25 protein-coding genes are annotated in these 23,246 nt (G+C 70.2%); 9 read left to right on the plus strand and 16 right to left on the minus strand.

The window, feature by feature from the left end; all coding sequences use genetic code 11:
• Positions 1–4: 4 nt before the first annotated feature.
• Positions 5–949, minus strand: a complete 945-nt coding sequence (locus VM306_RS13290) for a 5'-3' exonuclease (RefSeq protein WP_325514717.1) — start codon at positions 947–949, stop codon at positions 5–7.
• Between the two features lie 173 nt (positions 950–1,122).
• On the opposite strand from VM306_RS13290, the gene VM306_RS13295 reads away from it, so the two are divergent.
• Both VM306_RS13295 and VM306_RS13300 read left to right on the plus strand, forming a co-directional pair.
• A complete protein-coding gene (locus VM306_RS13295; protein WP_325514719.1) occupies positions 1,123–2,244 on the plus strand; it encodes a Xaa-Pro peptidase family protein in 1,122 nt (373 codons plus the stop codon).
• Positions 2,241–2,687, plus strand: a complete 447-nt coding sequence (locus tag VM306_RS13300) for an Lrp/AsnC family transcriptional regulator (RefSeq protein ID WP_325514721.1) — start codon at positions 2,241–2,243, stop codon at positions 2,685–2,687. Before VM306_RS13295 ends, VM306_RS13300 begins: the two co-directional genes overlap by 4 nt.
• A gap of 293 nt (positions 2,688–2,980) precedes the next feature.
• Here the strand turns inward: VM306_RS13300 and VM306_RS13305 are convergent, their stop codons facing one another.
• From VM306_RS13305 to VM306_RS13345, 9 genes are all read right to left on the minus strand, one after another.
• A complete protein-coding gene (locus VM306_RS13305) occupies positions 2,981–3,577 on the minus strand; it encodes an ABC transporter ATP-binding protein (protein ID WP_325514723.1) in 597 nt (198 codons plus the stop codon).
• Positions 3,574–4,173, minus strand: a complete 600-nt coding sequence (locus tag VM306_RS13310) for an ABC transporter ATP-binding protein (protein ID WP_325514725.1) — start codon at positions 4,171–4,173, stop codon at positions 3,574–3,576. The genes VM306_RS13305 and VM306_RS13310 overlap by 4 nt, the downstream gene beginning before the upstream one ends.
• Positions 4,170–6,614 carry an ABC transporter permease gene (locus tag VM306_RS13315; protein WP_325514727.1) on the minus strand — a complete coding sequence of 815 codons (2,445 nt, stop codon included), beginning with the start codon at positions 6,612–6,614 and terminating at the stop codon, positions 4,170–4,172. Before VM306_RS13315 ends, VM306_RS13310 begins: the two co-directional genes overlap by 4 nt.
• A 75-nt stretch (positions 6,615–6,689) precedes the next feature.
• Positions 6,690–7,682 (minus strand): proline racemase family protein, encoded by a 993-nt coding sequence (locus VM306_RS13320; protein WP_325514729.1) that lies wholly within the window; start codon positions 7,680–7,682, stop codon positions 6,690–6,692.
• A complete protein-coding gene (locus tag VM306_RS13325) occupies positions 7,679–8,572 on the minus strand; it encodes a dihydrodipicolinate synthase family protein (protein WP_325514731.1) in 894 nt (297 codons plus the stop codon). Before VM306_RS13325 ends, VM306_RS13320 begins: the two co-directional genes overlap by 4 nt.
• The gene (locus tag VM306_RS13330) at positions 8,569–9,774 is read right to left on the minus strand and encodes an FAD/NAD(P)-binding oxidoreductase (protein ID WP_325514733.1); all 1,206 of its coding nucleotides are present in this window, start codon (positions 9,772–9,774) and stop codon (positions 8,569–8,571) included. The genes VM306_RS13325 and VM306_RS13330 overlap by 4 nt, the downstream gene beginning before the upstream one ends.
• Positions 9,771–9,953, minus strand: coding sequence for a 2Fe-2S iron-sulfur cluster-binding protein (locus VM306_RS13335; protein ID WP_325514735.1), 183 nt, complete (start codon positions 9,951–9,953; stop codon positions 9,771–9,773). The genes VM306_RS13330 and VM306_RS13335 overlap by 4 nt, the downstream gene beginning before the upstream one ends.
• A complete protein-coding gene (locus VM306_RS13340; RefSeq protein WP_325514737.1) occupies positions 9,950–11,029 on the minus strand; it encodes an FAD-dependent oxidoreductase in 1,080 nt (359 codons plus the stop codon). The genes VM306_RS13335 and VM306_RS13340 overlap by 4 nt, the downstream gene beginning before the upstream one ends.
• Positions 11,030–11,056: 27 nt before the next feature.
• On the minus strand, positions 11,057–11,602 hold the full coding sequence (locus VM306_RS13345; protein WP_325514739.1) for an XRE family transcriptional regulator: 546 nt from the start codon (positions 11,600–11,602) through the stop codon (positions 11,057–11,059).
• 30 nt (positions 11,603–11,632) lie between these two features.
• Between VM306_RS13345 and VM306_RS13350 the strand changes: the two genes are divergently transcribed.
• Complete coding sequence (locus tag VM306_RS13350) at positions 11,633–12,019, plus strand: hypothetical protein (RefSeq protein ID WP_325514741.1); 387 nt, start codon at positions 11,633–11,635, stop codon at positions 12,017–12,019.
• Between the two features lie 27 nt (positions 12,020–12,046).
• On the opposite strand, the gene VM306_RS13355 is transcribed toward VM306_RS13350, so the two are convergent.
• Positions 12,047–13,381, minus strand: a complete 1,335-nt coding sequence (locus VM306_RS13355; RefSeq protein ID WP_325514743.1) for a tetratricopeptide repeat protein — start codon at positions 13,379–13,381, stop codon at positions 12,047–12,049.
• A gap of 15 nt (positions 13,382–13,396) precedes the next feature.
• Positions 13,397–14,266, minus strand: a complete 870-nt coding sequence (locus VM306_RS13360; RefSeq protein ID WP_325514745.1) for a DUF4231 domain-containing protein — start codon at positions 14,264–14,266, stop codon at positions 13,397–13,399.
• A 250-nt stretch (positions 14,267–14,516) separates the two neighbouring features.
• Here VM306_RS13360 and VM306_RS13365 point away from each other — a divergent pair, with 250 nt between their 5' ends.
• From VM306_RS13365 to VM306_RS13380, 4 genes are read left to right on the plus strand one after another with little or no spacing between them, the layout of a single operon-like run.
• Positions 14,517–14,768: a hypothetical protein gene (locus tag VM306_RS13365; protein WP_325514747.1), complete on the plus strand. Its 252-nt coding sequence runs from the start codon at positions 14,517–14,519 to the stop codon at positions 14,766–14,768.
• Positions 14,765–14,953 carry a hypothetical protein gene (locus VM306_RS13370; RefSeq protein WP_325514749.1) on the plus strand — a complete coding sequence of 63 codons (189 nt, stop codon included), beginning with the start codon at positions 14,765–14,767 and terminating at the stop codon, positions 14,951–14,953. The genes VM306_RS13365 and VM306_RS13370 overlap by 4 nt, the downstream gene beginning before the upstream one ends.
• A gap of 12 nt (positions 14,954–14,965) precedes the next feature.
• Positions 14,966–15,619, plus strand: a complete 654-nt coding sequence (locus VM306_RS13375) for a hypothetical protein (protein WP_325514751.1) — start codon at positions 14,966–14,968, stop codon at positions 15,617–15,619.
• A 43-nt stretch (positions 15,620–15,662) separates the two neighbouring features.
• Positions 15,663–16,481, plus strand: coding sequence for an oxygenase MpaB family protein (locus VM306_RS13380; RefSeq protein ID WP_325514753.1), 819 nt, complete (start codon positions 15,663–15,665; stop codon positions 16,479–16,481).
• Positions 16,482–16,496: 15 nt separating this feature from the next.
• On the opposite strand, the gene VM306_RS13385 is transcribed toward VM306_RS13380, so the two are convergent.
• Both VM306_RS13385 and VM306_RS13390 read right to left on the minus strand, forming a co-directional pair.
• Positions 16,497–17,510 (minus strand): hypothetical protein, encoded by a 1,014-nt coding sequence (locus VM306_RS13385; RefSeq protein WP_325514755.1) that lies wholly within the window; start codon positions 17,508–17,510, stop codon positions 16,497–16,499.
• An 18-nt stretch (positions 17,511–17,528) separates the two neighbouring features.
• Positions 17,529–18,293 (minus strand): alpha/beta fold hydrolase, encoded by a 765-nt coding sequence (locus VM306_RS13390; RefSeq protein WP_325514757.1) that lies wholly within the window; start codon positions 18,291–18,293, stop codon positions 17,529–17,531.
• Between the two features lie 95 nt (positions 18,294–18,388).
• Between VM306_RS13390 and VM306_RS13395 the strand changes: the two genes are divergently transcribed.
• Positions 18,389–19,882 (plus strand): chitinase, encoded by a 1,494-nt coding sequence (locus tag VM306_RS13395; protein ID WP_325514759.1) that lies wholly within the window; start codon positions 18,389–18,391, stop codon positions 19,880–19,882.
• A gap of 37 nt (positions 19,883–19,919) precedes the next feature.
• Here VM306_RS13395 and VM306_RS13400 read toward each other — a convergent pair whose 3' ends face one another.
• Positions 19,920–20,561 (minus strand): transcriptional regulator, encoded by a 642-nt coding sequence (locus VM306_RS13400; protein WP_325514761.1) that lies wholly within the window; start codon positions 20,559–20,561, stop codon positions 19,920–19,922.
• Positions 20,562–20,631: 70 nt separating this feature from the next.
• Here VM306_RS13400 and VM306_RS13405 point away from each other — a divergent pair, with 70 nt between their 5' ends.
• Entirely contained in the window at positions 20,632–20,958 is a 327-nt protein-coding gene (locus VM306_RS13405; protein WP_325514763.1) for a DUF6204 family protein, read from the plus strand.
• Between the two features lie 94 nt (positions 20,959–21,052).
• On the opposite strand, the gene VM306_RS13410 is transcribed toward VM306_RS13405, so the two are convergent.
• Complete coding sequence (locus tag VM306_RS13410) at positions 21,053–23,182, minus strand: RICIN domain-containing protein (RefSeq protein WP_414672372.1); 2,130 nt, start codon at positions 23,180–23,182, stop codon at positions 21,053–21,055.
• Positions 23,183–23,246 lie beyond the last annotated feature (64 nt).

Genomic DNA, 23,246 nt, shown 5'->3' on the forward strand with positions numbered 1-23,246 from the left:
TGGCCTAGGCGCGGCGTTCCATCGCGTTGACCAGGCGCGGCACCGAGCTGCCCAGACCCCAGCGCTGCGTGAGCTCGCGCAGCCGTTCGGGGTCGGCGGGCACGCGCGGCACCTCGTCGTCGCGGTCCTTCACGACAGGGGCGTCCAGCGCGGTGCGCACGACCGTGGGCGCGGCCGCCAGGTACTCCTCGGCCGCGATGAGCGAGTTGCGGGCCTTGGTGGTGAGCTTGCGGTCCATCGGGTCGCTCACCGCCTTGAGCACGGCGTCGAGCGAGCCGAACTCGGTGATGAGCTTCGCGGCGGTCTTCTCGCCGATGCCCGCGACGCCCGGCAGGCCGTCGGAGGGGTCGCCGCGCAGCACGGCCATGTCGGCGTAGGCGGAGCCGGCGTTCTCGACGGGCAGCGAGTACTTGGCTGCCAGCTCCTCCGGGCCGAGGATCTCGACCTTGTTCCAGCCGCGCCCGACGTACAGCACGTGCACGGGCGTCGGCTCGAAGCGCACCACCTGGAACATGTCGCGGTCGCCGGTGACCACCTCGACAGGTGACTTCGTCTCGTGGTGGGCGAGCGCGCCGATGACGTCGTCAGCCTCGTAGCCCGCCGCCTCGCCGGTGCAGATGCCCGCCGCGTCGAGGACGTCGAGGATGATCGGGATCTGCGGTGTGAGGGTGTCCGGGACCTCCTCGGACCCGTCGGCGGCCCCCTCGGCGACGCGGTGCGCCGTGTAGGACGGCAGCGCCTTCACGCGGAACTCGGGACGCCAGTCCGCGTCGAGGCAGGCGACCAGACGGGCCGCGCCGCGGTCGGTGATGACGCGCGCGATCTGGTCGACGAACCCGCGCACGGCGTTCACCGGCGTGCCGTCGGGCGCCGTCATCGAGTCCGGCAGCGCGTAGTACGACCGGAAGTAGAGGCTCGCGGAGTCGAGCAGCACCAGGGGAGAGCTCACGAGGGACAAGCTACTAGGGCGGGTCCCGTGAGTCTCGTCCGCGATGGTCGCCGCCGAGGGCCGGACTCTCGCCCGTGACTCTCATCGAACGGACCCACGGACACACTGGGTCTGCTGACCGTTGACGCTTGTCGGGCGGCGGGCGTCGTGGCCGACGCACTAGGCTTTCGCCCATGGCAACGATCACCGGGCCCATCGACGTGTCCGCGCTGCGTGCGCGGCTCGACCGCGCTTCCGCCGCCGCCGAGCAGGCGGGCGTCGACGCCCTCCTCATCTCGCCCGGCTCGGACCTGCGGTACCTGATCGGTGCCGGTGGCGACTCGTTCGAACGCCTCACCTGCCTCGCGCTGCCCGTCGGCGGCACGCCGACGCTGGTCGTGCCGAAGCTGGAGCAGCCCGGTTACGCGGGCATCCCGACCGACGAGCTGGGCGTCGAGGTCGTCACGTGGGTCGACGGCGAGGACCCGTACGCGCTGGTCAAGGCCGCGCTGAAGGGCTCGCGCGTCGCCGTGGCGGACATGATGCCCGCCCTGCACACCATCAAGCTCGGCAACGCCGTCGGCGGCCCGCAGACGCTGGCCGGCCCGATCCTCCGCGAGCTGCGCATGCGCAAGGACGAGGCGGAGATCGCCGCGCTGCGCAAGGCGGGCGCCGCGATCGACCGCGTCCACGCGCGCATGGGCGAGTTCCTGCGCGTGGGCCGCACCGAGCGCGAGGTGGCCCGTGACATCGCCGTCGCCATCGTCGAGGAAGGCCACACCGTCGCCGACTTCGTGATCGTCGGCTCCGGCCCGAACGGCGCCTCGCCGCACCACCGCGACTCCGACCGCGTGATCGAGGCGGGCGAGGTCGTGGTCATCGACATCGGCGGCCCCGTCGCCGAGGGCTACAACTCCGACTCGACCCGCACCTACGTGATGGGCGAGCCGGCGTTCGACGACGTCCGGGACACCTACGCCGTCCTGCAGGCAGCGCAGCAGGCCGCCGTCGACGCGGTGAGGCCCGGCGTGACCTGCGAAGAAGTGGACGCCGCCGCCCGCACCGTGATCGCCGACGCGGGCTTCGGCGAGTTCTTCGTCCACCGCACCGGCCACGGCATCGGCCTGGACGTGCACGAGGAGCCCTACATCGTCAGCGGCAACGCGCTGCCCCTCGAACCCGGCATGGCCTTCAGCGTCGAGCCCGGCATCTACCTGCCCGGCCGCTGGGGCGCGCGCATCGAGGACATCGTCGTGGCCACCGCCGACGGCGTGGAGTCCTTCAACAACCGACCTCACGAACTGGTGGTGCTTTGACCCTCGAGCAGATCGACAGAGCGATACTGAAGGAACTCGCCTCGGACGGCCGGTGCAGCTTCACCGACCTGGCCGAACGCGTGGGCCTGTCCGTCTCGGCGGTGCACCAGCGCGTGAAGCGCCTGGAACAGCGCGGCATCGTGAAGGGCTACGCCGCCCGCCTGGACGGCTCCGAGATAGGCCTGCCGATGTCGGCGTTCATCTCGCTCTTCCCGATCAACCCGTCCGAGCCCGACGACTACCCGAAGCGCCTCGAGCACCTGCCGGAGATCGAGGCGTGCTACTCGGTGGCGGGCGACGCCTCGTACGTCCTGCGCGTGCGGGTGGCGTCCCCGGTGGCGCTGGAGGAGCTGCTGCAGAAGATCCGCGAGTCGGCGAACGTGTCGACGCGGACGACGGTGGTGCTGTCGACGCCGTACGAGGACAGGCCGCCGGCGGTCTGACGGCGGGTGGACGTTGGGTGGCGGGTGGAGGGCGGCGTCGAGGGCCGCGCACCCGCCACGGCATCGCGCCCGCCACGGCATCGCGGGCAGGCTGACGCAGGGGTCCCCCCGCGTTGTGCTTCCCCCGCGGCCCAACGTACTCGGCGGGTCTGACAGTCACGACGAAGCCGAGCCGCTCGTCGGGTCCTACTCGCATCGGTGAAGCCGAGCCACCACCCACTCAAGTCCCGATCGCATCGCGGCGAAGTCGCGACAAGCGACCACACGCGAAACAGCGCCGCCAAGCGGCAGGGTCAACGAACCTGCCCGTCCGCCAACACCAGAACCCGGTCAGCAACAGCATGCACCGCGTCGTGGTGGGTGGCGATCAACACCGCCGCCCCCTCATCGGCGACCCGCCGCAACAACCCGACAGCGGTCGCAGCACTGGCGGCGTCCAGGTGAGCGGTCGGCTCGTCGGCGAGCAGAGCGGCAGGCCGGGCGATCACGGCCCTGGCCAGCGCCGCCCGTTGCCGCTGTCCGAAGGAGACCTGTCCGGGGAACCGGGCACCCAGCCCGCTGATTCCCAGCTCCGCCAGCAACTCGGCGACCCCGGCCACCTCCCGACCGGCCAGCCGCAGCGGCAGGGCGACGTTCTCCTCCAGCGTCAGCTCCGACGCCAGCCCCAGCGACTGCGGCAGGACCGCGCAGGCGGACCAGGAAGCCAGCCCTGGCGTCACCGACCCGCTGTCCGGGAAGTCGAAGCCGCACAACAACGACAGCAACGCGGTCTTGCCCGAGCCGGAAGGTCCGCTCAACGTCACGAGCTCCCCGGCGCCGACGGACAGGTCGACGCCCCGCAGAACCGAGACGCCGCCAAAGGCCCGGTGCACCCCGCACGCCTGGATCATGACGCGGCCAGAGGGATGCGGAGGTCCGCCATCTCCACCAACCGCGGGTCGTGCGATGCCACCACGGCCGGCACGGGCAGGGAGGACAACGTCTCCAGCACCAGGTCCGCGGATCGGACGTCCAGCTGCGAGGTCGGCTCGTCGGCCACCACGACGGAAGCCCCGCGGGCCACAGCGCACCCGAAGGCGAGCCGTTGTTGTTGCCCGCCGGACAGAGCGCCGATCCGCCAGGTCGCGGAACCGCCCAGTCCCAGGGTGTCCAGCAACGAGTGGTCGGCGGCCCCGGCGGCACGGAGGTTCTCGCCCACCGTCAGGTGCGAGATGAGGTTGTCGGCCGGGTTCTGGAAGACCACCGCGATCTCCTTGCGCCGCAACGCACGCAGCTGGGACCAGGACAGCGAGGACGTGGCGGTGCCGCGCACGAACACCTCGCCGGCGGAAGGGCGTTCGACCAGCGACAGCACGCGCAGCAAGGTCGACTTGCCGGAACCGGAGGGGCCGGACAGCACGGTGAGGCCTGGCGCGATCGACAGCGACACGTCCTCGACGGCGCGCACGGAACCGTAGGACACCCCTACGCCACTGGCGCGGATCACCTGAGCAGCTCTCCCATCCGCGCGGTGCGGATGCCGCGCAACGCAAGCCATGCCGCCACGAGGACGACCGCCACGCCGCCCAGCACCATCGTGCTGACCAGCGGTGCCGGGTTCGGCAGAGAAGGCGCCGGGTTCAGCCACGGCGCGGGGTCCAGGCGCGGTACGGCCACGCCGGCGCTCACGAACGACGCCAGCGCTCCCACCACCAAAGCCAGCGACGCCAGCGCTCCCACCTCCAGCAGGTGGCTGGACCACAGCACGGACGGGCGCATGCCCATGCGGGTCGACAGGGCGCCGGAGACGGCGTTCTGGCGGCGGCGGACCTCGATGGCCAGCAGCAGGGCCACGGCGGCGACCACGGCCAGCACGACGCCGATCGCCGTGACGAAGCCGAAGGTCCACTCCACGGTCAGGAACGGCAGGCCGTCCAGCACGCGGGCGCGGTCGGCGACGTTCGTGTAGTGGATGCCGGCGGCCTGCAGCGAGGAGGTCAGCGACGACAACGGGAGCGATGACCACAGGTGCCACGAGCCCACCTGTTCGGTGGCGGGCACCGAGTCGCGGGGCAGCACGTAGCCGCGCGTGCCGAGCTTCGGGAACGTCGGCAGCGAGGCCACGGGCTTCAGCAGCGGCAGACCGGGGATCTGGATCTCCTGGTCCGGCGCGCGGCCGATGCGCAGCGCGGGGGCGGCGTTGCCGGTGCGGCGCAGGCCGGAGATCAGCGTCCGCACCTCGGCGGGGTCGGTCAGCACGGCCGCGTCGGTGAACGTCGCCGGGTCCACGACCAGCGCGCCCGTGCTCACGCCCACGAGTGTTGTGTTGCCCCGCAACGACGACGGCAGCGCCACGCGGCCGAGCGCGATGTCCTGCGACACCTGGACGGTGCTGTTGGCGCCGACGAACACGCCCGACTTCGAGTCCAGCGCCGACCGCTGCGCGCCGGCCACCGAGCTGCCGACGGCGATGGTGCCGACCGCGAGCACACCCACCAGCACCACACCGGTCACGGAACCCACGGCCGCCGCGAGACGGCGCAACGCCAGTTGCGCGGCCGGGACCTTCCACCACTGCACCCGGTGCGACCACACCAGGGACCAGCGCAGCAGCCGGGTCGCGAGCAGAGCCGCCGCCAGCACCACCAGCAGCGGGAACGTCAGCGCCGCCACGTCGATCCGCGGCAGCTCGGCGGCCTTCAGAGTGGTACCCAAACCGTTGCGGGACAGGCGAAACCATGCCAGGACGGCCAGCCCCGCGACCACCAGCTCCCACGGCACCAGCGCGAGCCGCCACGAGCGGGCACGTCGCTGGAACGTGCGGTGCGTCCGCCACGCCGCGACAAACACGGTCACGGACAAGCTCAAGGCCACCACGGCCAGCACGAAGGCCAGCGCCACCCAGAGCGTTCCGGGCGCGAGCGCGACCCCCGGCGCGTACAGCGGCAGCAACAGCCGCGCGGCGACCAGACCGAGCAGGCCGCCGGCCACCAGCGGAAGTCCCAGCTCCAGCACCCCGCGGAAGCCGAGCGCCACCGGGCCCGCCCCGCGCACCCACAGCAGCCGCAGCTCGGAGTGACGCCGCTGGGCCCACTGCACGGTCACCGTGCCGACGCCCGCGAGCCCGACCAGCACGCTGATGAGCACCAGCGGCAGCAGCGCGGAGGACACGTTGCGTTCCGAGGTCCGCGCGGCCGTGATGGCGCCGGACAACAGGTCTGTGCGCGTCAACGGCAGCCCGAGCGACGCCACCAGCGCGTTGCCCTTGTCCCGCAACGCTTCGGCGTCGGCCAGCGTCGACGGTGGCGCGGTGGGGAAGCGCAGGGACACCGAGGCGCCCGGCGAGAACTCCGGCGGCAGCGACCCGAGGTCGGACGGCTGGGCCACCCAGATCACCGAGGTGCTGTCGCCGTCACCGCCCAACGGGTTCGGCACGACGGTCTTCACCTCGGAACACCACCAGCCGGACACCGGGTGCGCGAGATCGGCGTAGATCGCGCCCACGGTCAGCGGCGACCCGGTCAGCCGGTCGCCCACCCGCACCTTCGCCGCGGTGGCGATGGTCCGCGGCACCCACAGCCCCGCGCCGCCGCCCTCGACGACGGTCAGGTGCGACGTCGCGTCCGGGCGGTAGCCGAACCGGCCGTAGGTAGCGAGGCCGTTGAAGTCGGGCCGCCCGATCCGCGTGTAGACGGCACCCAGGTCGGCGCGCGCCGCCATCGACACGGCGCCGGAGAGGGGAAGGCCCTCGCCGTCGAGTAACGGGTGCACGGACTGAGGGCACATCCTGCCCTCCTGGTACACGAGAGCGGCGCTGCCCGCGGAGGAGGAGTGCAGCACGGCCGCGGCCACGACGAAGCCCAGCAGCAACGTCGTCGCGATGCTCACCACCAGGGTGAGCGGACTCGACAGCGCCGCCCTGGGCGCGGCTCTCCACGGCAACTGCACCAGCGCACGCTAACCGGCGTTTCGCCGTTTGGGGAGCCTTTCGAAGGTAACGGAACGCAGGAAACCGGTGGTCAGCTACAGCGTGAACCCCTCAGGGAACGGGTCGGTCTCGTCGAGCAGGTACTGGCCCATCCCCGTGATCCAGGCACGTCCGGCCACCGTCGGCAGCACCGCCGTCCTGTCGCCCAGCGGGACCTCCTCCAGCAGGCGGCCGATGAACCGCGTCCCGATGAACGACTCGTTCACGTAGTCCGCGCCGATCTCCAGCTCGCCGCGGGCGTGCAGCTGCGCCATCCGCGCGCAGGTGCCGGTGCCGCAGGGGGAACGGTCGAACCAGCCGGGGTGGATCGCCATCGCGTTGCGCGAGTGGGCGCCGTCCTGGCCGGGCGCGGTGAACTGGACGTGCTTGCAGCCGCTGATCTCCGCGTCCACCGGGTGCACCGGGCGGTTCACCTCGTTGATCCGGTCCATGATGGACAGTCCGGCGGCCAGGATCCTGTCCTTCTCCGCGCGGTCGAAGGGGATGCCGAGCCGCTCCAGCGGGAGGATCGCGTAGAAGTTGCCGCCGTAGGCCATGTCGTAGCGGACCTCGCCGAGTCCCGGGACGTCGACCACGGCGTCCAGCTCGTGCGAGTACGCCGGGACGTTGCGGATCGTCACGAGCTTCGTGCGGGTGTCGTAGTCGGCGAGGACCAGCCCGGCCGGGGTGTCGAGCCGCACGGTCGTGACGGGGTCGGTCACCTCGACCATGCCGGTCTCCACCAGCACGGTCGCGACGCCCATCGTGCCGTGGCCGCACATCGGCAGCAGACCCGAGACCTCGATGAACAGCACGCCCCAGTCCGCGTCCTGACGCGTCGGGGGTTGCAGGATCGCGCCGCTCATCGCCGCGTGCCCACGAGGTTCGTTGACCAGGAAACGCCGGATGTGGTCGTGGTCCTTGATGAAGTTGAGCCGCTTCTCGGCCATGGTCTCGCCGGGGATGACGCCGACGCCGCCGGTGATCACCCGCGTCGGCATGCCCTCGGTGTGCGAGTCGACGGCGCTGTAGTACTTCGCGAACCTCATGACGTGGCCAGCTCCATGTCGGCGGTCACCTGGTCGACCTGGGCCTGCGACAGCGGGCCGCGCGGGGGACGGCACGGACCGCCGTAGCGGCCGACGAGGTCCATCGAGAGCTTGATCGCCTGCACGAACTCGGTGCGCGAGTCCCAGCGGAACGCCGGCACGAGCTTCTCGTACAACGCGCGGGCCTTCTCCACCTCGCCGCGCAGGGCCAGGGTGTACAGCTCGACGCTCTCGGCGGGGAAGACGTTGGGGTAGCCCGCGAACCAGCCCGTCGCGCCCATCAGCAGGCTCTCCAGCACGACGTCGTCCGCGCCCGCCACGACGGTGAGGTGCGGGGCGGCCGCGCGGATCTCCAGCACGCGCCGGACGTCGCCGGAGAACTCCTTGACCGCCACCACGTTCTCGATCTGGCCCAGCTCGGCCAGCAGGTCGGGCGTGAGGTCGACCTTGGTGTCGATCGGGTTGTTGTAGACCATGATCGGCAGGCCGGCCTTCGCGACCTCGCGGAAGTGGTGCACGACCTCGGCGCGGTTGGCCCGGTACAGGGTGGGCGGCAGGCACAGCACGCCGTCCGCGCCGTCCTCGGCCGCCAGCTCCGCCCAGTGGCGGGCCTGGTGCGCGCCGGCGCCGTGCACGCCGATGACCGCGATGCCCTTCCCCTTCACGGCCGCGATGGCGGTCCGCGCGACCTCACGCCGTTCCGCGTCGGTCAGCGACGAGTACTCGCCCAGCGAACCGTTGGGACCCACGCCGCGGCAGCCGTTCTCGACGACCCACCGGCAGTGCTCGGCCAACTTGTCCAGGTCCGGGCGCAGCCCCGCCGGAGCCTTCTGGTCCTCGGCGTAGGGGAGCGCGGTGGCGACGATGACGCCGTCGAGACGTTCGGTCATGAGTTGTCCTCCTGGAGGTCGGCGAGTTCGCCGAGGGGGATCGGGACCGCGATCACGCGGCGCTGGTCGTCGAACGGGACGCCGGTCAGCTCGGAGGCGTTGCGGGCGCAGACACGGCCCTGGCACCGTCCCATCGCGACACGGCTGGTGAGCTTCAGCTCGCGCATGGTGGTGGCGTCGCCGAGGTCTCCGAGGCTGACCTTCTCGCAGCGGCACACGGTGGTGTCCTGGTTCAGCCACGTCTTCCAGCCCGGCTGGACGGCGTGCGCCCGGCCGAGAGCTGCGGCGAACAACCGGCCCCGGCGCACGGCTTCCACGGCCTTCCGCGGTGGCTCCTGCCCGGCCGCGCGGGCTCCGGCGATGACGCCTTCCGCCTCGGCGAGGTCGGCGCCGCCGATGCCGGTGACCTCGCCCGCCGCGTAGACGTTCTCGACCGACGTCCGCTGGTGGTCGTCGACGTCGTAGAAATCGTTGGTGCGGCTGGCGTCCGGCAGCAGGTCGGTGCGGGGGAGGAAGCCGTGGCCGATGCAGACCAGGTCGGCGTGCTCGGTGCGGTGGCTGACCGGGCGCCACCGGCTGTCGAGCTTCGCGACGGTCACGCGGTCACCGCGCTTGGCGATCACGGCGGTGCGGGTTTCCAGACGTGGCAGCACTTTCCGGTAGCGCGCGAGCTCGCCGATCTTGTGCCGGTTCGCGGCGATCGCTCCGGCCTCGCGCAGCCACCTGGCAGGGGAGGACGCCTCGTAGACACCGACGAGGGTGGCGCCGAGGTCCCGCAACGCCGTCGCGACCGGCAGCAGGAACGGGCCGGTGCCCGCGACGATCACGCGTCCGCCGAGCGTGACGCCCTGCTTGGCGAGTGCCTGGGCGGCGCCCGCGGTGATGACGCCGGGGCCGTCCCAGCCGGGGAAGGGGAGCGGCCGGTCGTAGGCGCCGGTGGCGATGACCAGCGCGTCGAACCGCAGCCGTTCCGATCCGCGCAGGTGGAGCGTGTTCCCCTCCACGAGCCAGGCCTCGGTGTTCTTGAGGTGCGTGACGCGGGGGTGGCAGAACCTCGCCCGTCCCCGCAGGTACTGCCCGCCCGCCTCGGGCTCGGAGTCGACCATCGTGACCTCGGCGCCCGCGTCGGCCGCGGTCCTGGCGGCGGCCATCCCGGCCGGTCCCGCACCCACCACCACTACTTTTCCGGGCACGACCCTCATGACGTCGTCCTGATCTCGTCGCCGTCGCGCAGCGGGTGGCGGCACGCGCGGACCTCGGGCACGCCGTTGATCTCCGCGACGCAGCCGAAGCACACGCCGATGCCGCAGAAGAACCTGCCGGGCAACAACTCCGCGACGTGGGCGACCTCGCGCGGCAGGCCGTTGAACGTCACCTTCACAGCAGCACCTCCTGGCGGTCGGCGCGGAACGGGTGGGGGTCGACGAGCGGGGTCTCGCCGGTCAGCAGCTGGGCGAGCAGGCGTCCGGTCGCGGGCGCCAGGCCGACGCCCGCACCCTCGTGGCCGGTCGCGTGCCAGAGACCGGGCGTGCGCGGGTCCTCGCCGATGATCGGCAGGTGGTCCGGCGCGTACGGGCGGAAGCCGCCGTACGCGCGCATGACCGGGACGGCCGCCAGCATCGGGAAGAGCGCGATCGCCCTGCGCGCCAGCGCTGCGAGCACCCTGCTCTCGATCGTGTCGTCGAAGCCCCTGCGCTGGCGGCTCGACCCGATCAGGACCGTGCCGGCCTGCGTCGACTCGACGACGCCGGAGGTCTGCAGGTCGGCGTCACCGCTCGCGACCGCGCCGACGTAGTCCGCGTCGTAGACCTTGTGCCGGATCGTGCCGGGGATCGGGGTGGTGACCAGCACGACGCCGCGCCGGGGCAGCACGTTGACGCCGAAGCTGCTCGCCCACGGGCCGGTGGCGTTGACGACGGCGCCGCAGCTGATCACGCCGTCGGCGGTCGTCACGCTCCGGCCGTCCGCTGTGGACACCTCGGCATGGCGGACCGTGATGCCGCGCAGCAGGCTCCTGGTGGCCTTGACCGGGTTGAGCTGCGCGTCCTGCGGGTAGTGGACGCCCGCGGTGATCGCGGGGTTGAGGTGCGGTTCGTGGACCAGCGCTTCCTCCGCCGTGATCTCGCGGGCGTCGACGCCCACCGCCCGCTGGCCCGCGGCGAAGGCTCGCAGGGGTTCGGCGGCGTCAGGAGTCGTGGCGACGACCAGGCCGCCCTTCTCCTCCCACTCGGCGTCCCCGGCCAGCTCCGGCCACAGCTCCCGGCTCGCCAGGGCGAGGTCGAGCTCCGGCCCCGGCCCCTTGTCGCTGACCAGCACGTTGCCCTCGCCGGCCGCGCTGGTGCCCGAAGCCGGTCCGCGGCGGTCGACGACGAGCACGTCGAGCCCGCGCGCCTTCAACGCCTGGGCGCACGCGGCCCCGATGATGCCCGCGCCCATGACCACGACGTCCGGGTTCATCGCCACCTCCGTTCAATAGAATGAACGTTAGTGCTTCGGATACTCCAGCACCAGCACCGAGCTGACCTCGCCCCCGACCGTCTCGTACAGGTGGGGGAGCGAACCGGGGAAGCACACGTAGTCGCCCGGCCCCAGCTCGTACGGCCTGTCCGGCGGCCCTACCCGCAGCTTCCCGCTCGTGACCAGCACGTGCTCCCTGCCGGGATGACCTTCGGTGGTCTGCGTGGCACCGGGCCGGACGCGCTGGTCGTAGATCTCCAGCACCGTGTCGCCGATGTCCATCCGCCGCATGAGCCGCAGGTCGACGGCGTTGCTGCTGAGCACCTCGACATCGGCCGACCGCACCAGCACGACGTCCGGCGCCGTCCGCTCGGTCACCAGCTCGGACACCGGCACGTCCAAAGCGTTCGACAAACTGAACACCGTCTCGATGGTCGGGTTGCCAGACCCGCTCTCCAGCTGGGACAGCGTGCCCTTGGCGATGGACGACCGCCGCGCGAGCTCTGACAGGGACAACCCGCGCTGCTGCCGGAACGCCCTGATGTTGGCGCCGAGCACCTGACCCGCACTCATAACCACTGATCGTTGCATAGGCTTGCGCCCATGACTGCGTACACGGAGGCGGAGGGGCAGACCCTCCGCACGGCCGTTTTCGGTGCCATGGTGCTGGTGTCCACGGCGGACCCCGGCTCGGTCGAGCAGGAGAGCCACGCCGGCATCAGGGCCATGACCCTGCTCTCGGACGACCTGCGCGCCGTCATCGACGCCGCGCCGCCCACCCTGCCGAGAGGCTCGGCGTCCGATGTGGAGGCGGGCGTCCTGGCGGCGCTGCGCTCCTCGGTGGACATCATCAACGCCCGCGAGCCACGCGACGTGGCGATCTTCCGCGCCGCCGTGGCGGAGATGTGCCGCTCGGTGGCCGTGGCGGACGGCGAGGTGGCGGTGGCGGAGAGGGCGGTGGTGACCAGGGTCGTCGAAGCCCTGGGCTGACCTGGCCGGCAGCGCTCCGAGCCGGAGTCAGAGGTAGGTCCTGTACTCGTCGAGCATCGCTCGAAGCGTGTCGGTGATCGACGAGTCCAGCCATGTCACGGCGACGGTGTCCCGCAACGGCCCGACCGCGACTTCCGCCGTGCCGGCTCTCTCGGACTCCGGGAGTTGCTCCAGGCCCGTGCGCAGCGCATCCATCGCCGCTTCTGCCTCGCCGCGGAAGGCTGAGGTCTCCGCACGGTCAAGCCACGCCCACGGGGCGTGCTTGTCCTCGGTCAGCCAAGTGGCGAGCGTGTGGAGTCTGCGGAAGCTGCGCAGCGCGTTCGCTTGTGCTTCCGCGTCCTCGGCCAGCAGAACGTCGAGCCGGGCGAGATTGGCGAGCGAGTAGAGGTCGTCGTCCTTGATCTCGCCGGCTTTGCGGTAGCAGTCCCTGGCTTTGACCAGCTCGGACCTGTCCCCCGACTCGCGTGCGATCCTTCTGTGCGCACCGCCCAGGCTCGAGTACGCATCGGCGTCCATGGGATTCAGCCTCACCGCTTCGCTCAGGGACGCCACCGCGGCGGTGTAGTCCCCCTTGCGACTCTGGGCGACACCGAGCGCGCGCCACCAGTCCGCGACGCCCGGCTGCAGCCGGGTCGCCGCGTCGAGGCGCACGACAGCTTCGCCGAACAGTCGCTTGGCGAGCAGTGCCTTGCCGAGCTCTCCGTGCGCATCGGCCCTCGCGTCGTTGATCGTGAGCAGGTATTGCAGCTTGGCGATGCGATGATCGCCCTCGGCGCTCATCGCCTCCCTGAAGAGGTCGTCGCCGCGGGCGTGTTCCAGTCGTGCGATCTCTCCTCGCAGCTTCGTCAGCTCGGCTCGGGAGAACACCACGAGATCGCGCCCCGAACGGACCGGGTTGTCGACGTGGTCCAAGTCGTCGAGTCCGTTCACGATCATGTTGACGATCAGGTCTTTGGCGGCCCGCAGCTCCTTCGGTCCCTGTCCGTACTGCGCGTACCGGTAGGTGTCCGCGTTGAAGCGCAGGTCCGCCTTGTGCTGGCAGGTGATGATGGTGACGTTGTCGCGCAGCGCCCACCTCGCACCGAGCTCGAGGTAGACGTTGGCGTTGGCGCCGGTCAGATCAGCGATGTAGACGGGGGCGGTCAGCGCTTCGCCATACATGGAGTGGTGGATGGAGCCGGACTTCTGCCGCTCCTTCTCGATCTGCATCTCCACCGCCTTGCCGAGCCGCTTCTCGAGCATCACCCGGACGTCCTCGTAGAGGTCGTCCTTGATCTCCTGGGTGTCGGTCCACTGCGTGTGCTCGCCGAGCATCTCGCCCGGCATGGCCACGAAGACCCTCAGCGGTTCGGACTTCTCCACGAATCTCTCCAGATCTCAGGCCGCGCTCGGTCGCGACGCCATCCACGCGGTGTGCTCGTTGCTGATCACGGCCTCGGTCTCGGCGACGGTGGCGGCCCACTCGTCTTCCTTGACGTAGGGGAGTCGCTGATAGACGTCCGCGAGCTCGCCGGCCGCCGTCGCGTAGGCCACGCGCAGGTTCTCGTACTGCCGCAGCCCGATCCACGCCGCGCCGGCAGCGACTGCCGCGGCCATCACGCCGGACATGTCGACGTCCCAGGTTCCCAGCAGGCGCAGGACCGCGAACACGATCGCCACGAGCTCGCCGAGGATCAACAGGACGCGGAACACGTTCGCGCGTGTCTCGTTCATCGCTGCTTTGCCGCGGTACCAGTTCAGCTGTTGCTGCACGCGGTTCTCGCGGTAGATGTTCCTGCGCTCGGCGAACGGCTTGGTGCGCAGATCGGCCATCGTCTGGTCACCTGTGTCGTTCGAGCTGGTGAGCATGACTGTTTTGCGGTGTTCCTTGACGGCGTCGGCGATGGCCAGGTCGAGATCCTTGCGCGGGGCCTGGCTGGTGTCGGGGAACGGATCGCCGGCCACCGCGTAGCGCCAGGCCAGGGACTTCACGCGCTCGGCCACCGTTCGCCCGGCGTTCCACTTCAGCTCCGGGTGTATCACCCACAGCAGGAGCTCACCGAACAGCGCGACCAGGAATCCGCCCAGCGCGACCCACGCCCAGATGTCGACTTCGCTGCCGGCGACCTTCCACTTGAACGCACCGCCCACGGCCGCGCCCACCGCACCGATCAACCGCACCCGGCTGAAGAGCATCGTGCGACGTTGCCCGCGTCCGGCCACCTCCTCCGCGTCGTGGTAAAAGCCCGGAAGGTGCTTTTCGTCCATCCGGATGTATTTCCCCTCTTCCGACAACGGTGATCGTGCGATACCAAACGTGTGTTACCACGGCACCGCCCTGACGGAGGCCCGTTCCGAGGCGATGGATGGGTGTTCACCCAGACAGCGGAGGGGACCGGATGCCGGATGCGAGGACTTACGCCGCGTTCATCTCGTACAGCCACGCGACGGATCATGCGCTGGGTCCATCGTTGCAGGAGCGCATCGAGAAGTTCGCGAAACCGAGGTGTAGGGCGCGGTGGCGAAGGAAGTGGCGTGGTGGCTGGAGAACTGCGGACGCCGCAGCCTGTTCGTATTGCTCACCGATGGGGAAGCAGTGTGGGACAACGGGGTTCTCGACACCGGGCGCACCACGGTGCCGCCTGAGGTGTTGCAGGGGATCCCCGAGCCGAAGTGCGTCGACCTGCGCGGGCTCCGCGACGTCGAGCTGGACGCGCGCAACCCGCAGTGGGAGTCGGTGCTCGCCGACTCCGCACCAAGCGAACCGTGACCGCCACGATCTCCGTGCTGGTGGCGCTGCCCGTCGCCACGTCACGCCAGCGCATCCGCACGACCATCTGCAGCATCGACACGCCGAGGCTGCTGGCACGCCTTTGCGGCGACTCGCCGGCCATTCCGGAAACCGTGTGGCGGCAGTACCTTCCTGACATCCCTTACGACCCGCCCTGCGCGTGAAGGGAACCCATCGTGAGACGAGTTCTCCCGCTCTTGTTGCTGCTCACGGCCTGTGGTGAGCCGTCGGCCGGTCCGAAGATCACCGATGCCTCTCACACCGGTGACACGACGGCCGTCACGAGCGCGCCCACGTCCACGGGCAGGTCACCGCTCGGCACCGCACCCGACGACCTGCACGCCGTGGACTGGCAGCAGGCGACGCTCACCGCCGCGTTCTGCGGTGTCGAGGGACCCGTGAGGTTCCTGGAGGGCAAGGCGAACGCCACCTCCACGACGTGGGGCGAGGTCGGGCTGTGGCTCAGCACCGACAACTTCGTGCGCTACGGCGACATCGACGCGGACGGCAGGGACGAGGCGGCGGTCAACGTCGGCTGCGACAACGGGGGCGGCACGGCGTCGAGCCAGCTCGCGTTCGGGTTCGTCGTCGTGAGGGCGGACAGGGGACAGCTCGAGCTCGTCGGCGAGATCAGCGCGACGACGATGCGCGACGACGCGCCGCACGTGCCGGCGCTGGCAGAGCCCCGGTTCGAGAAGGGCGCCGTCACCGTCAAGGAGCTCTGGTACCGGCCCAGCGACGCGAACTGCTGCCCGACCGGCGCCTCGCTCACCACGTGGTGGCTGCGCGACGGCACGCTCAAGGCCGACCAGGCCGTGCAGGTCTCGTGACGGCACGCCTCGGCGGGCGCATGATGGAGTGATGCTGGAGGCGATGCGACGTCAGCTGAGCGAGAATCTCTTCGAACGGGTCGTGGGCCCTGACCGCGAGAAGCACGCGCGCCGGATCCACGAGACGCCCGGCGAGCGCCTGTTCGCCGACGACAGACCGATCCGGCACGTGCACGCGGACCACGCCATGTTCATCGGCGGGCTGCGGGCGTTGTTGCTGCAGTCGTTGCACCCGCTGGCGATGGCGGCGGTCGCCCAGCACTCCGACTACCGCACGGACCCGTGGGGACGGTTGCAGCGCACGAGCCTGTTCGTCGGCACCACCACCTACGGCACGGCCGAGCACGCGCGGAGGACGATCGAACGGCTGGCCCGCGTCCACGAGCACGTCCACGGCACCGCTCCGGACGGCCGCCGGTACCGCGCCTCCGACCCGCACCTGCTGGCCTGGGTGCACGTGGCCGAGGTCGACAGCTTCCTGCGCTGCCACCAGCGCTACGGCCAGGAACCGCTCGACGACTACGACGGCTACGTGGCCGACATGGCGGTGATCGCGGAGGCCATGGGCATCCCGGACCCGCCGCGCACGACCGCCGAGCTCGAAGCGCGCCTGGACTCCTACCGGCCGGAGCTGCGCGGCACGGCGCAGGCGCGGGAGGCGGCGAGGTTCCTGCTGCTCAAGGCACCGTTGCCACTGGTCGCGCGGGGTCCGTACGCGATCTTGAGCGCCACCGCCGTCGCGTCGTTGCCGGTGTGGGCGCGGATCCCGCTCCGGCTGCCGTACCTGCCGGTCACGGAGGCCACCGGTGTGCGGTTCGCGGGCCACGCCCTGATGCGCGGCCTGCGGTGGGTCACGAGCTGAGCCACGAGCCGGGCGTCAGCGGAAGTCGCTGACCCGGAAGGCGGAGAGCATGTCGCCGTCGCGCGGGTTCGGGGTGACCGGGTTGAACGAGGCCTCCGTGCCCACCCAGCCGCGGAACTGGCCGTCGTCGTCGAGGATCTGCATCATCGGCTTCACGTGGGAGTTGCGCGTGTAGCACTTCTCGTCGGTGCCGTCGGCCCTCTTGGTGAGGCAGCTGCACCACTGCCAGTGGGTGTCGCGGCGGTCGTTGTTCGAGACCCGCACGATGTGGTTCTGGATCGACGTGTCGGTGCTGCCCGCCACGCAGCCGCTCCTGCAGGCGCTGACCGCCTCGGGCAGCAGGTAGGTGAGGCACCACGACGTGGTGGAGCACGTCTTGTACTGCGCGATGTTGTACGCGACTCCGTCGTGCGACGTCAGGTTGCCGTGGTCCCAGCCGCGGAAGTCCAGCCTGAGAGTGCCGGGGAACGACTGCACGCTCGCCATCTGACGGCGGGTGCTCAGCGAGGCGTTGCTGCCGTACGCGTAGCCGGCGGTCGCGAGAGTGTTGAACCGGTAGTCGAGCCGCACGAGCTTGTTGTCGGAGCTCGAGGTGACGGTCCACTGCTCGGTCCACGTCTGGCCGATGTTCCAGGTGATGTGCAGAACGCCGCCGTCGACCTCGTAGCTTCCGGTCCTCGTCTCACCGGGAGCGGACATGAACCCGCCCGCGGTCAGCACCTGGCAGTCGCGCACCAGCGTCTGGCCCGGTGCCACCGACGAGGTCGAGCACGTGTGGTCCGGCGTCGTCCCGGTGCCCTGACGTGCGACGGGCTCGCGCTGCCACCACAGGTGCGTCCGCGCGGTCACCGTTCCGGCGCTCGAGAACTCGTACGAGCCGAGGCGCACCCAGTTGTCCGTGCCCGCCTTGAACGACCCGAGCGCCACGACGAAGTTCGCCTTCCCGCCGGGCAGCTCCGCGGCCGACGCCGTGGCGGGCAGGAAGGCGAACAACGACAGGACGAGAAGTACGACAGGAGCCTTGCGCATGCGTCCCCCAGGAGATGGCTAACTCTCCAGGAAGTCGACCACGAGCGGCGTGGCCTCGCTCGCGAACTCCTCGAAGTAACCGTGTCGGGCTCCGCCGATCAGGTGCATCCGGGCGCCGGGAATCCGCTCCGTGATCAGCGGCGCGTTGGCCGTGGGGTTGAAGACGTCGTCCGTGCCGTGCACCACCAGCGTCGGCGCGGTGATCGACGGCAGCACGTCCCACGCGTCGTGCTCGCCGCTCGCGAACAGGTGCCGCTTGCGCGCGTAGGGCGGCATGTCCGGGTCGCCGAGCGTGTTGAACGGGCCGCGGTAGGCCGGTGTGTACATCAGGGCTTCGAGCGCCCTGCGGGCCTTCATCGGGTCGACCTGCGCCAACGACCTGCGCACCTCGGCGCTGCGTTCGACCGCGTGCGGACCGCCGGGGGAGGTGCAGCCGAGCACCAGCCGGTCGACGCGCTCGCCGTGCGAGGCCGCGATCCACTGCGCGATCCGGCCGCCCATCGACGTGCCGTAGACGTGGGCCTCGCCGATGCCGGCGTCGTCGAGGATCGCGACGCAGTCCGACGCGAACAACCGGGTGCTGTACGGGATGTCCGGCTTGTCGCTGGAACCGGTTCCGCGGTGGTCCGTGACGATCGTGGTGAACCGGGCGGCGAAGTCCGGCCGGACCTGCGACCACCAGCGGGAGGAGTTCGACTGGCCCGCGATCAGCAGGAGAGGCGGGCCCGACCCCTCGACCGAGTAGAAGAGCCTGGTTCCGTCGGTGGCACGAGCGTGGGGCACGACCACCGAGTCTAGGACCTTGACTTACCGGTTGATGGTCTAGTCCAATTCCAGCAGGACCCCCTGCCGGCCGCCAAGCGTGGGATGGAGCAGCCATGCTGTTGTTCGCTCGGATATCCGCGGTGGCCGCACTGGTGCTCGGCACCGTGCTCGTGAGCCTCGCCCCCGCCAGCGCCGCCGGTGTCACGGCGACGTTCTCCAAGCAGTCCTGGGACACCGGGTACACCGCGACGGTCACGATCAAGAACGAGACCAGCGCGGCCATCAGCTCCTGGAAGGTCGAGTTCGACTACCCGGCCTCGACGTCCGTCGGCGCCTACTGGGACTCGCTGCTCACCAAGAGCGGCAACCACAACACGTTCGCCAACCGCGAGTACAACGGCTCCGTCGCACCGGGAGCCAGCGTGTCGTTCGGCTTCAACGTCTCCGGCACCGCCGACCCGGCGAACTGCAAGATCAACGGCGCGGCCTGCACCGGTGGCGGCACCTCGCCGACGACCACGACGACTACCACCACCACAACGACCACTACTACTACGACGACTACGACGACTACCGGTCCGCCTCCCACGGGCTCGTTGCCGCGCAAGGTGCTCGTCGGCTACCTGCACGCGAGCTTCGCCAACGGTTCCGGCTACATCCGCATGCGCGACGTGCCGGACGAGTGGGACGTCATCAACCTCTCGTTCGCCGAGCCGACCAGCGCGACGTCGGGTGACCTGCGCTTCGCCCAGTGCCCGGTGGCGGAGTGCCCGAACGTCGAGTCCGAGGCCGACTTCATCGCCGGCATCCGCGCCCAGCAGCAGAAGGGCAAGAAGGTCCTGATCTCGATCGGCGGCCAGAACGGCCAGGTGCGGCTCGAGACCGCGGCGGCACGCGACGCGTTCGTGCGGTCGGTCGGCGCGATCATCGACAAGTACGGCCTGAACGGTCTCGACATCGACTTCGAGGGCCACTCGCTGTCGCTCAACCCCGGCGACGTCGACTTCAGGAACCCGACCACACCCGTGGTCGTGAACCTGATCTCGGCGCTGCGGTCGCTGAAGTCGCGCTACGGAGCCAACTTCGTGCTCACGATGGCACCGGAGACGTTCTTCGTGCAGGTCGGCTACCAGTTCTACGGCGGCACGGGCACCGGCGACGCGCGCACGGGCGCGTACCTGCCGGTGATCCAGGCAATGCGCAACGACCTGACGTTGCTGCACGTGCAGGACTACAACTCAGGACCCGTGATGGGGCTGGACAACCAGTACCACAACATGGGTGGCGCGGACTTCCACGTGGCGATGACCGACATGCTGCTCGCCGGGTTCCCGGTGCGCGGGGACACGTCGAAGGTCTTCGCCCCGCTGCGCCAGGACCAGGTCGCGATCGGCCTGCCCGCCGCGATGTACGCGGGCAACGGGTTCACGTCCGTCGCGGACGTCCAGACCGCGCTGGACTGCCTCACCAAGGGCACGCGGTGCGGCAGCTACAAGCCGAAGGGCGTCTACCCGGACCTGCGCGGTCTCATGACGTGGTCGATCAACTGGGACAAGTACGACAACTACGAGTTCTCCAAGTCGCACCGGGCCTACCTGCCCCGATGACGGTGCGGGGGCGGCACCGCGCCGCCCCCAATCCGCGTCACGCCAGCGTGGACCAGAACTCCAGCTCGTAGGCCTGCAGCAGGCGGCCGTAGCGCCACGCGTGCTTCGGCTGCCAGCCGCCGTCCAGCGCGGCCTGGACGGCGGCGACCGCGCGTTCCTCCAGCTGCGGCGCGGGAGTGGCGAAGAAGTCGACGAACGCGCACGCCTCGTCGCTGAACCCGTAGTGCTCGCGCAGCCCCTTGGCCATGCGCGCGCAGTAGCCGCCCCACGCGGTGAAGTTGGCCAGGATCGCGAGGATCACGTCGGCCGGCTCGCCGTTGAGCGCCATCCACGCCTGGTAGGCGGGGTAGGACTGGCAGCCGGGGAACGGTTCGTAGTTCTGGAAGTCCTTCGCCGACATGCCCGCGGCCTCGGCCAGCGGTGGCAGCATCGGCAGCACCAGCTCCTCGCCGCCCGCCAGCAACGTGAAGAAGGCCCGCGCGTTCGGCTCCTCCGCCTTCGACGCCAGCGCCAGGAACGTTCGCCAGTCCGACGTCACGATGTGGTTCTCCTCGGCGGCGAACGTGGCGATCACCGCGCGCGGGGCCTCGCCTGTCTCGATCAGCTTGACCACGAGGTTGTCGTGCTCACCGGGGTGCAGCTCCGCCCGGATGCGCGTGACCAGCTCTTGTGCGTTCATGGGCCGGGATTCTTCCGCACCCGGGAAATCATTCGCCACAACGGCGGGTGGTCGGGGAGCATCTTCGCTCGTGGCTGAACACACCTACCGAGTACTCGTCCGCGGCCGCTTCGCCGACCTGACCGACGACCAGCGCGCCTCGCTGAAGGACCGACTGCGGGGCTTCGACTTCCTGCGCGACGCCGGGTTCAGCGAGGAGGGCGCGCTCACCTACGACGAGAAGCTCGACTTCTTCAGCTACCGCGTGATTCTGACGGCCGCCGAGAAGCCGGACGAGGCGGGGCTCCGGCGCGCGTCCACCGCGCTCGACGCGCTGGGCGTCGACTTCCGGGGGTTGAAGGCGAAGGTCACCGACATGGACGAGATGAAGATCAACCGGCCGAAACGGCTGGGCTGAGCGCGTCCTCCGGGACGCGTCCGGCGCCGAACATCCCCGTGCTCCGGTCCAGGACGGCCGGAGCACGGGGACGCGGTGGTTCAGGAGATCGTCATCACGGGTAGTTCGCGAGGTACGCCTCGGTGGACCCGGCAGTCGCCGTGCCGCCCGAGTTGTTGATGATCCGCTGGATGGTTCCCTTGCCGCCCAACGAGATCGTCACCATGCTGTGGAACTTGACGCCCGGCGTGTTCGGCACCTCGAACGCCCGGTCGGCCACCACGCTCGGGTTGGCGTTGGCGAAGATGTAGCTGCCCAGGCCCCACGCCTCGTGCGTCGTGACGTTGTTGGAGACCTTGTACGCCGCGTAGCCGCGCGTCGAGCCGTTCATCCACGCCGCCTGGTTGGGCGCCTCGTACGGCATCTCGTTCTGGTAGAAGTACGTCCGGCCGCCCTGGCCGTTCCAGATGGTCTGGTACTTCTGGTAGTGCTCGACGAAGAGCCCGTACATCGTCACGTTGCCGCCGTTGACGATCAGGCCGGTGTCCGCCGTGTTGACGTCCCAGCCGACGCCGTAGGAGTGGTCACCTCGCCACAGCCAGAGGTGGTCGCCGATGACGTCGTGGCTGTTGACCACCAACGACGTCGTGGCCCGCCCGACGGCCGAACCGCCGATGCGCACGTACAGGTCGTGCACGGACGTCGGGTTGGCCTGGTGGCGTGCGGTGCTGCCCGGCGCGCCGATCTGCATCAGCAGCGGCGAGTTGGTCGGCGCCGCGTCGATCAGCAGGCCGGCGATCTTCACACCGTCCACATCGGCCACGTCGAGTGCCATGTTCCCGTTGGTGGGCATGACGGTCGCGAGACCGAGGCCCAGCACGACGGTGTCCGGGCGCGTGACGCGGATCGGCTCGCTCACCTGGTGGATGCCCGGCGTGAGCAGCAGGTGCTTGCCGGCCGCGAGCTGGGCGTTGATCGTCGCCGCGCTGGTGCCCGGCTTGGCGATGTAGAACTGCGACAGCGGGATGTTCGTGCCCTGCTGCGCACCGCCGGCCCACGTCGTGCCGCTCGAGTTGGAGCGCACGGCCGGGACGAACACGTTGTAGTTGCCGCTGCCGTCGACGTTCAGGAACGGCTTCTCCCGCACGACGGGAGTCTGCGCGACCGTCGTGTACGGAGGCTCCGGGAACGTGTTCTGCGGTGCGTTGCGCGCGCCGACGAACACCATGTTCCAGTTCTCACCGGTCCACGAGCCCCACTCGGTGTTGCGCGACAGCCACTGCTGCTGCGAACCCGAGCGGACCTGGCCCGTCACCACGGAGTCGGCGAGGAAACCGCCGCTCGACCAGCCGTTGTCGTCGAGCTGCATGTTCCCGTAGGTCTTGGTCCGGCGCATCGCGGACGCCTGCGAGACCGCCCACGTGTTGGTGCCGCTCGGCGGCCGGATCGCGAGGTTCTCCGCGCCACGCCAGAAGTTGTGCGTCGCGTTGCCCTGGAACCAGTCGGCCTCGACGTGCACCTGGCCGTTGATCGTCACGCCGTCCGGCAGCATGCCCAGGCCGAGGACCTGGGTGAAGAAGCCGATGTTGACGTCGACGTTGTAGTTGCCCGGCTTGAACATGATGGCGTAGCGGCGGGCGTCGTACTGGCCCTGCTCCTGCTGCCGGAACACGTCGTTCAGCCGGGCCTGGATGGTGCTCGCGGGCATCGACGGGTCGAAGACCAGCACGTTCGGCCCGAAGTCGGGCTGGCCGGGGTTCTGGGTCACCGTGCCGAGCCGGAAGAGCTGCGCGTTGGTCCCGTTGCAGGTGTACTGGACCAGCTGGACGTCGTTGGTGGTCGCGGCGGGCACGTCCAGGCACTTGCCGCTGTGCCGGCTGACGAACCGGTAGGTGTCGGTGCCCACCTGCTCCGGCCGCCACTGCTGGTTGCCGGCGGAGAACGACTGCCACATGTGGATCGCCGCGTTGTCTTCCAAGGAGACGTTGGAGACGTCCCACACGGCACCTTCGCCGACGGTGTGGTAGCCGTCGCTCGTGGGCGTGAACTTCCAGGTCTGCCCAGAGCAGCCTTGTTGGCGGAGCTGTGCGCCGTTGGCCGTTCCCAGCGACTCCACGCACTTTCCGCTGCCGACGTTCGTCACTTGATAAGCGGTTCCGGGCACCACGTCGGCCTGCGCCGCGACCGTCCACACGGGAACGACCGCCGCTGCTGCCAACGCTGCCACCAGCAGGGGGATTCTCACGGCTCACAGGGTGAGGGCGGTTCGTCGCAACCGTCAACGAACTTACCTGTTTCCGGTCGAGTTC

Origin of the sequence: Lentzea sp. (genome assembly GCF_035525475.1) — a bacterium.
GTDB lineage: Bacteria > Actinomycetota > Actinomycetes > Mycobacteriales > Pseudonocardiaceae > Lentzea.

What these genes read in the sequence shown, in the direction of transcription:
- VM306_RS13305 (WP_325514723.1), bottom strand. Translation starts at nt 3,577, where the DNA reads ATGATCCAGGCGTGCGGGGTGCACCGGGCCTTTGGCGGCGTCTCGGTT.
- VM306_RS13340 (WP_325514737.1), bottom strand. Translation starts at nt 11,029, where the DNA reads ATGAACCCGGACGTCGTGGTCATGGGCGCGGGCATCATCGGGGCCGCG.
- VM306_RS13320 (WP_325514729.1), bottom strand. Translation starts at nt 7,682, where the DNA reads ATGAGGTTCGCGAAGTACTACAGCGCCGTCGACTCGCACACCGAGGGC.
- VM306_RS13385 (WP_325514755.1), bottom strand. Translation starts at nt 17,510, where the DNA reads ATGCGCAAGGCTCCTGTCGTACTTCTCGTCCTGTCGTTGTTCGCCTTC.
- VM306_RS13380 (WP_325514753.1), top strand. Translation starts at nt 15,663, where the DNA reads ATGCGACGTCAGCTGAGCGAGAATCTCTTCGAACGGGTCGTGGGCCCT.
- VM306_RS13360 (WP_325514745.1), bottom strand. Translation starts at nt 14,266, where the DNA reads ATGGACGAAAAGCACCTTCCGGGCTTTTACCACGACGCGGAGGAGGTG.
- VM306_RS13345 (WP_325514739.1), bottom strand. Translation starts at nt 11,602, where the DNA reads ATGAGTGCGGGTCAGGTGCTCGGCGCCAACATCAGGGCGTTCCGGCAG.
- VM306_RS13395 (WP_325514759.1), top strand. Translation starts at nt 18,389, where the DNA reads ATGCTGTTGTTCGCTCGGATATCCGCGGTGGCCGCACTGGTGCTCGGC.
- VM306_RS13400 (WP_325514761.1), bottom strand. Translation starts at nt 20,561, where the DNA reads ATGAACGCACAAGAGCTGGTCACGCGCATCCGGGCGGAGCTGCACCCC.
- VM306_RS13295 (WP_325514719.1), top strand. Translation starts at nt 1,123, where the DNA reads ATGGCAACGATCACCGGGCCCATCGACGTGTCCGCGCTGCGTGCGCGG.
- VM306_RS13325 (WP_325514731.1), bottom strand. Translation starts at nt 8,572, where the DNA reads ATGACCGAACGTCTCGACGGCGTCATCGTCGCCACCGCGCTCCCCTAC.
- VM306_RS13330 (WP_325514733.1), bottom strand. Translation starts at nt 9,774, where the DNA reads ATGAGGGTCGTGCCCGGAAAAGTAGTGGTGGTGGGTGCGGGACCGGCC.
- VM306_RS13350 (WP_325514741.1), top strand. Translation starts at nt 11,633, where the DNA reads ATGACTGCGTACACGGAGGCGGAGGGGCAGACCCTCCGCACGGCCGTT.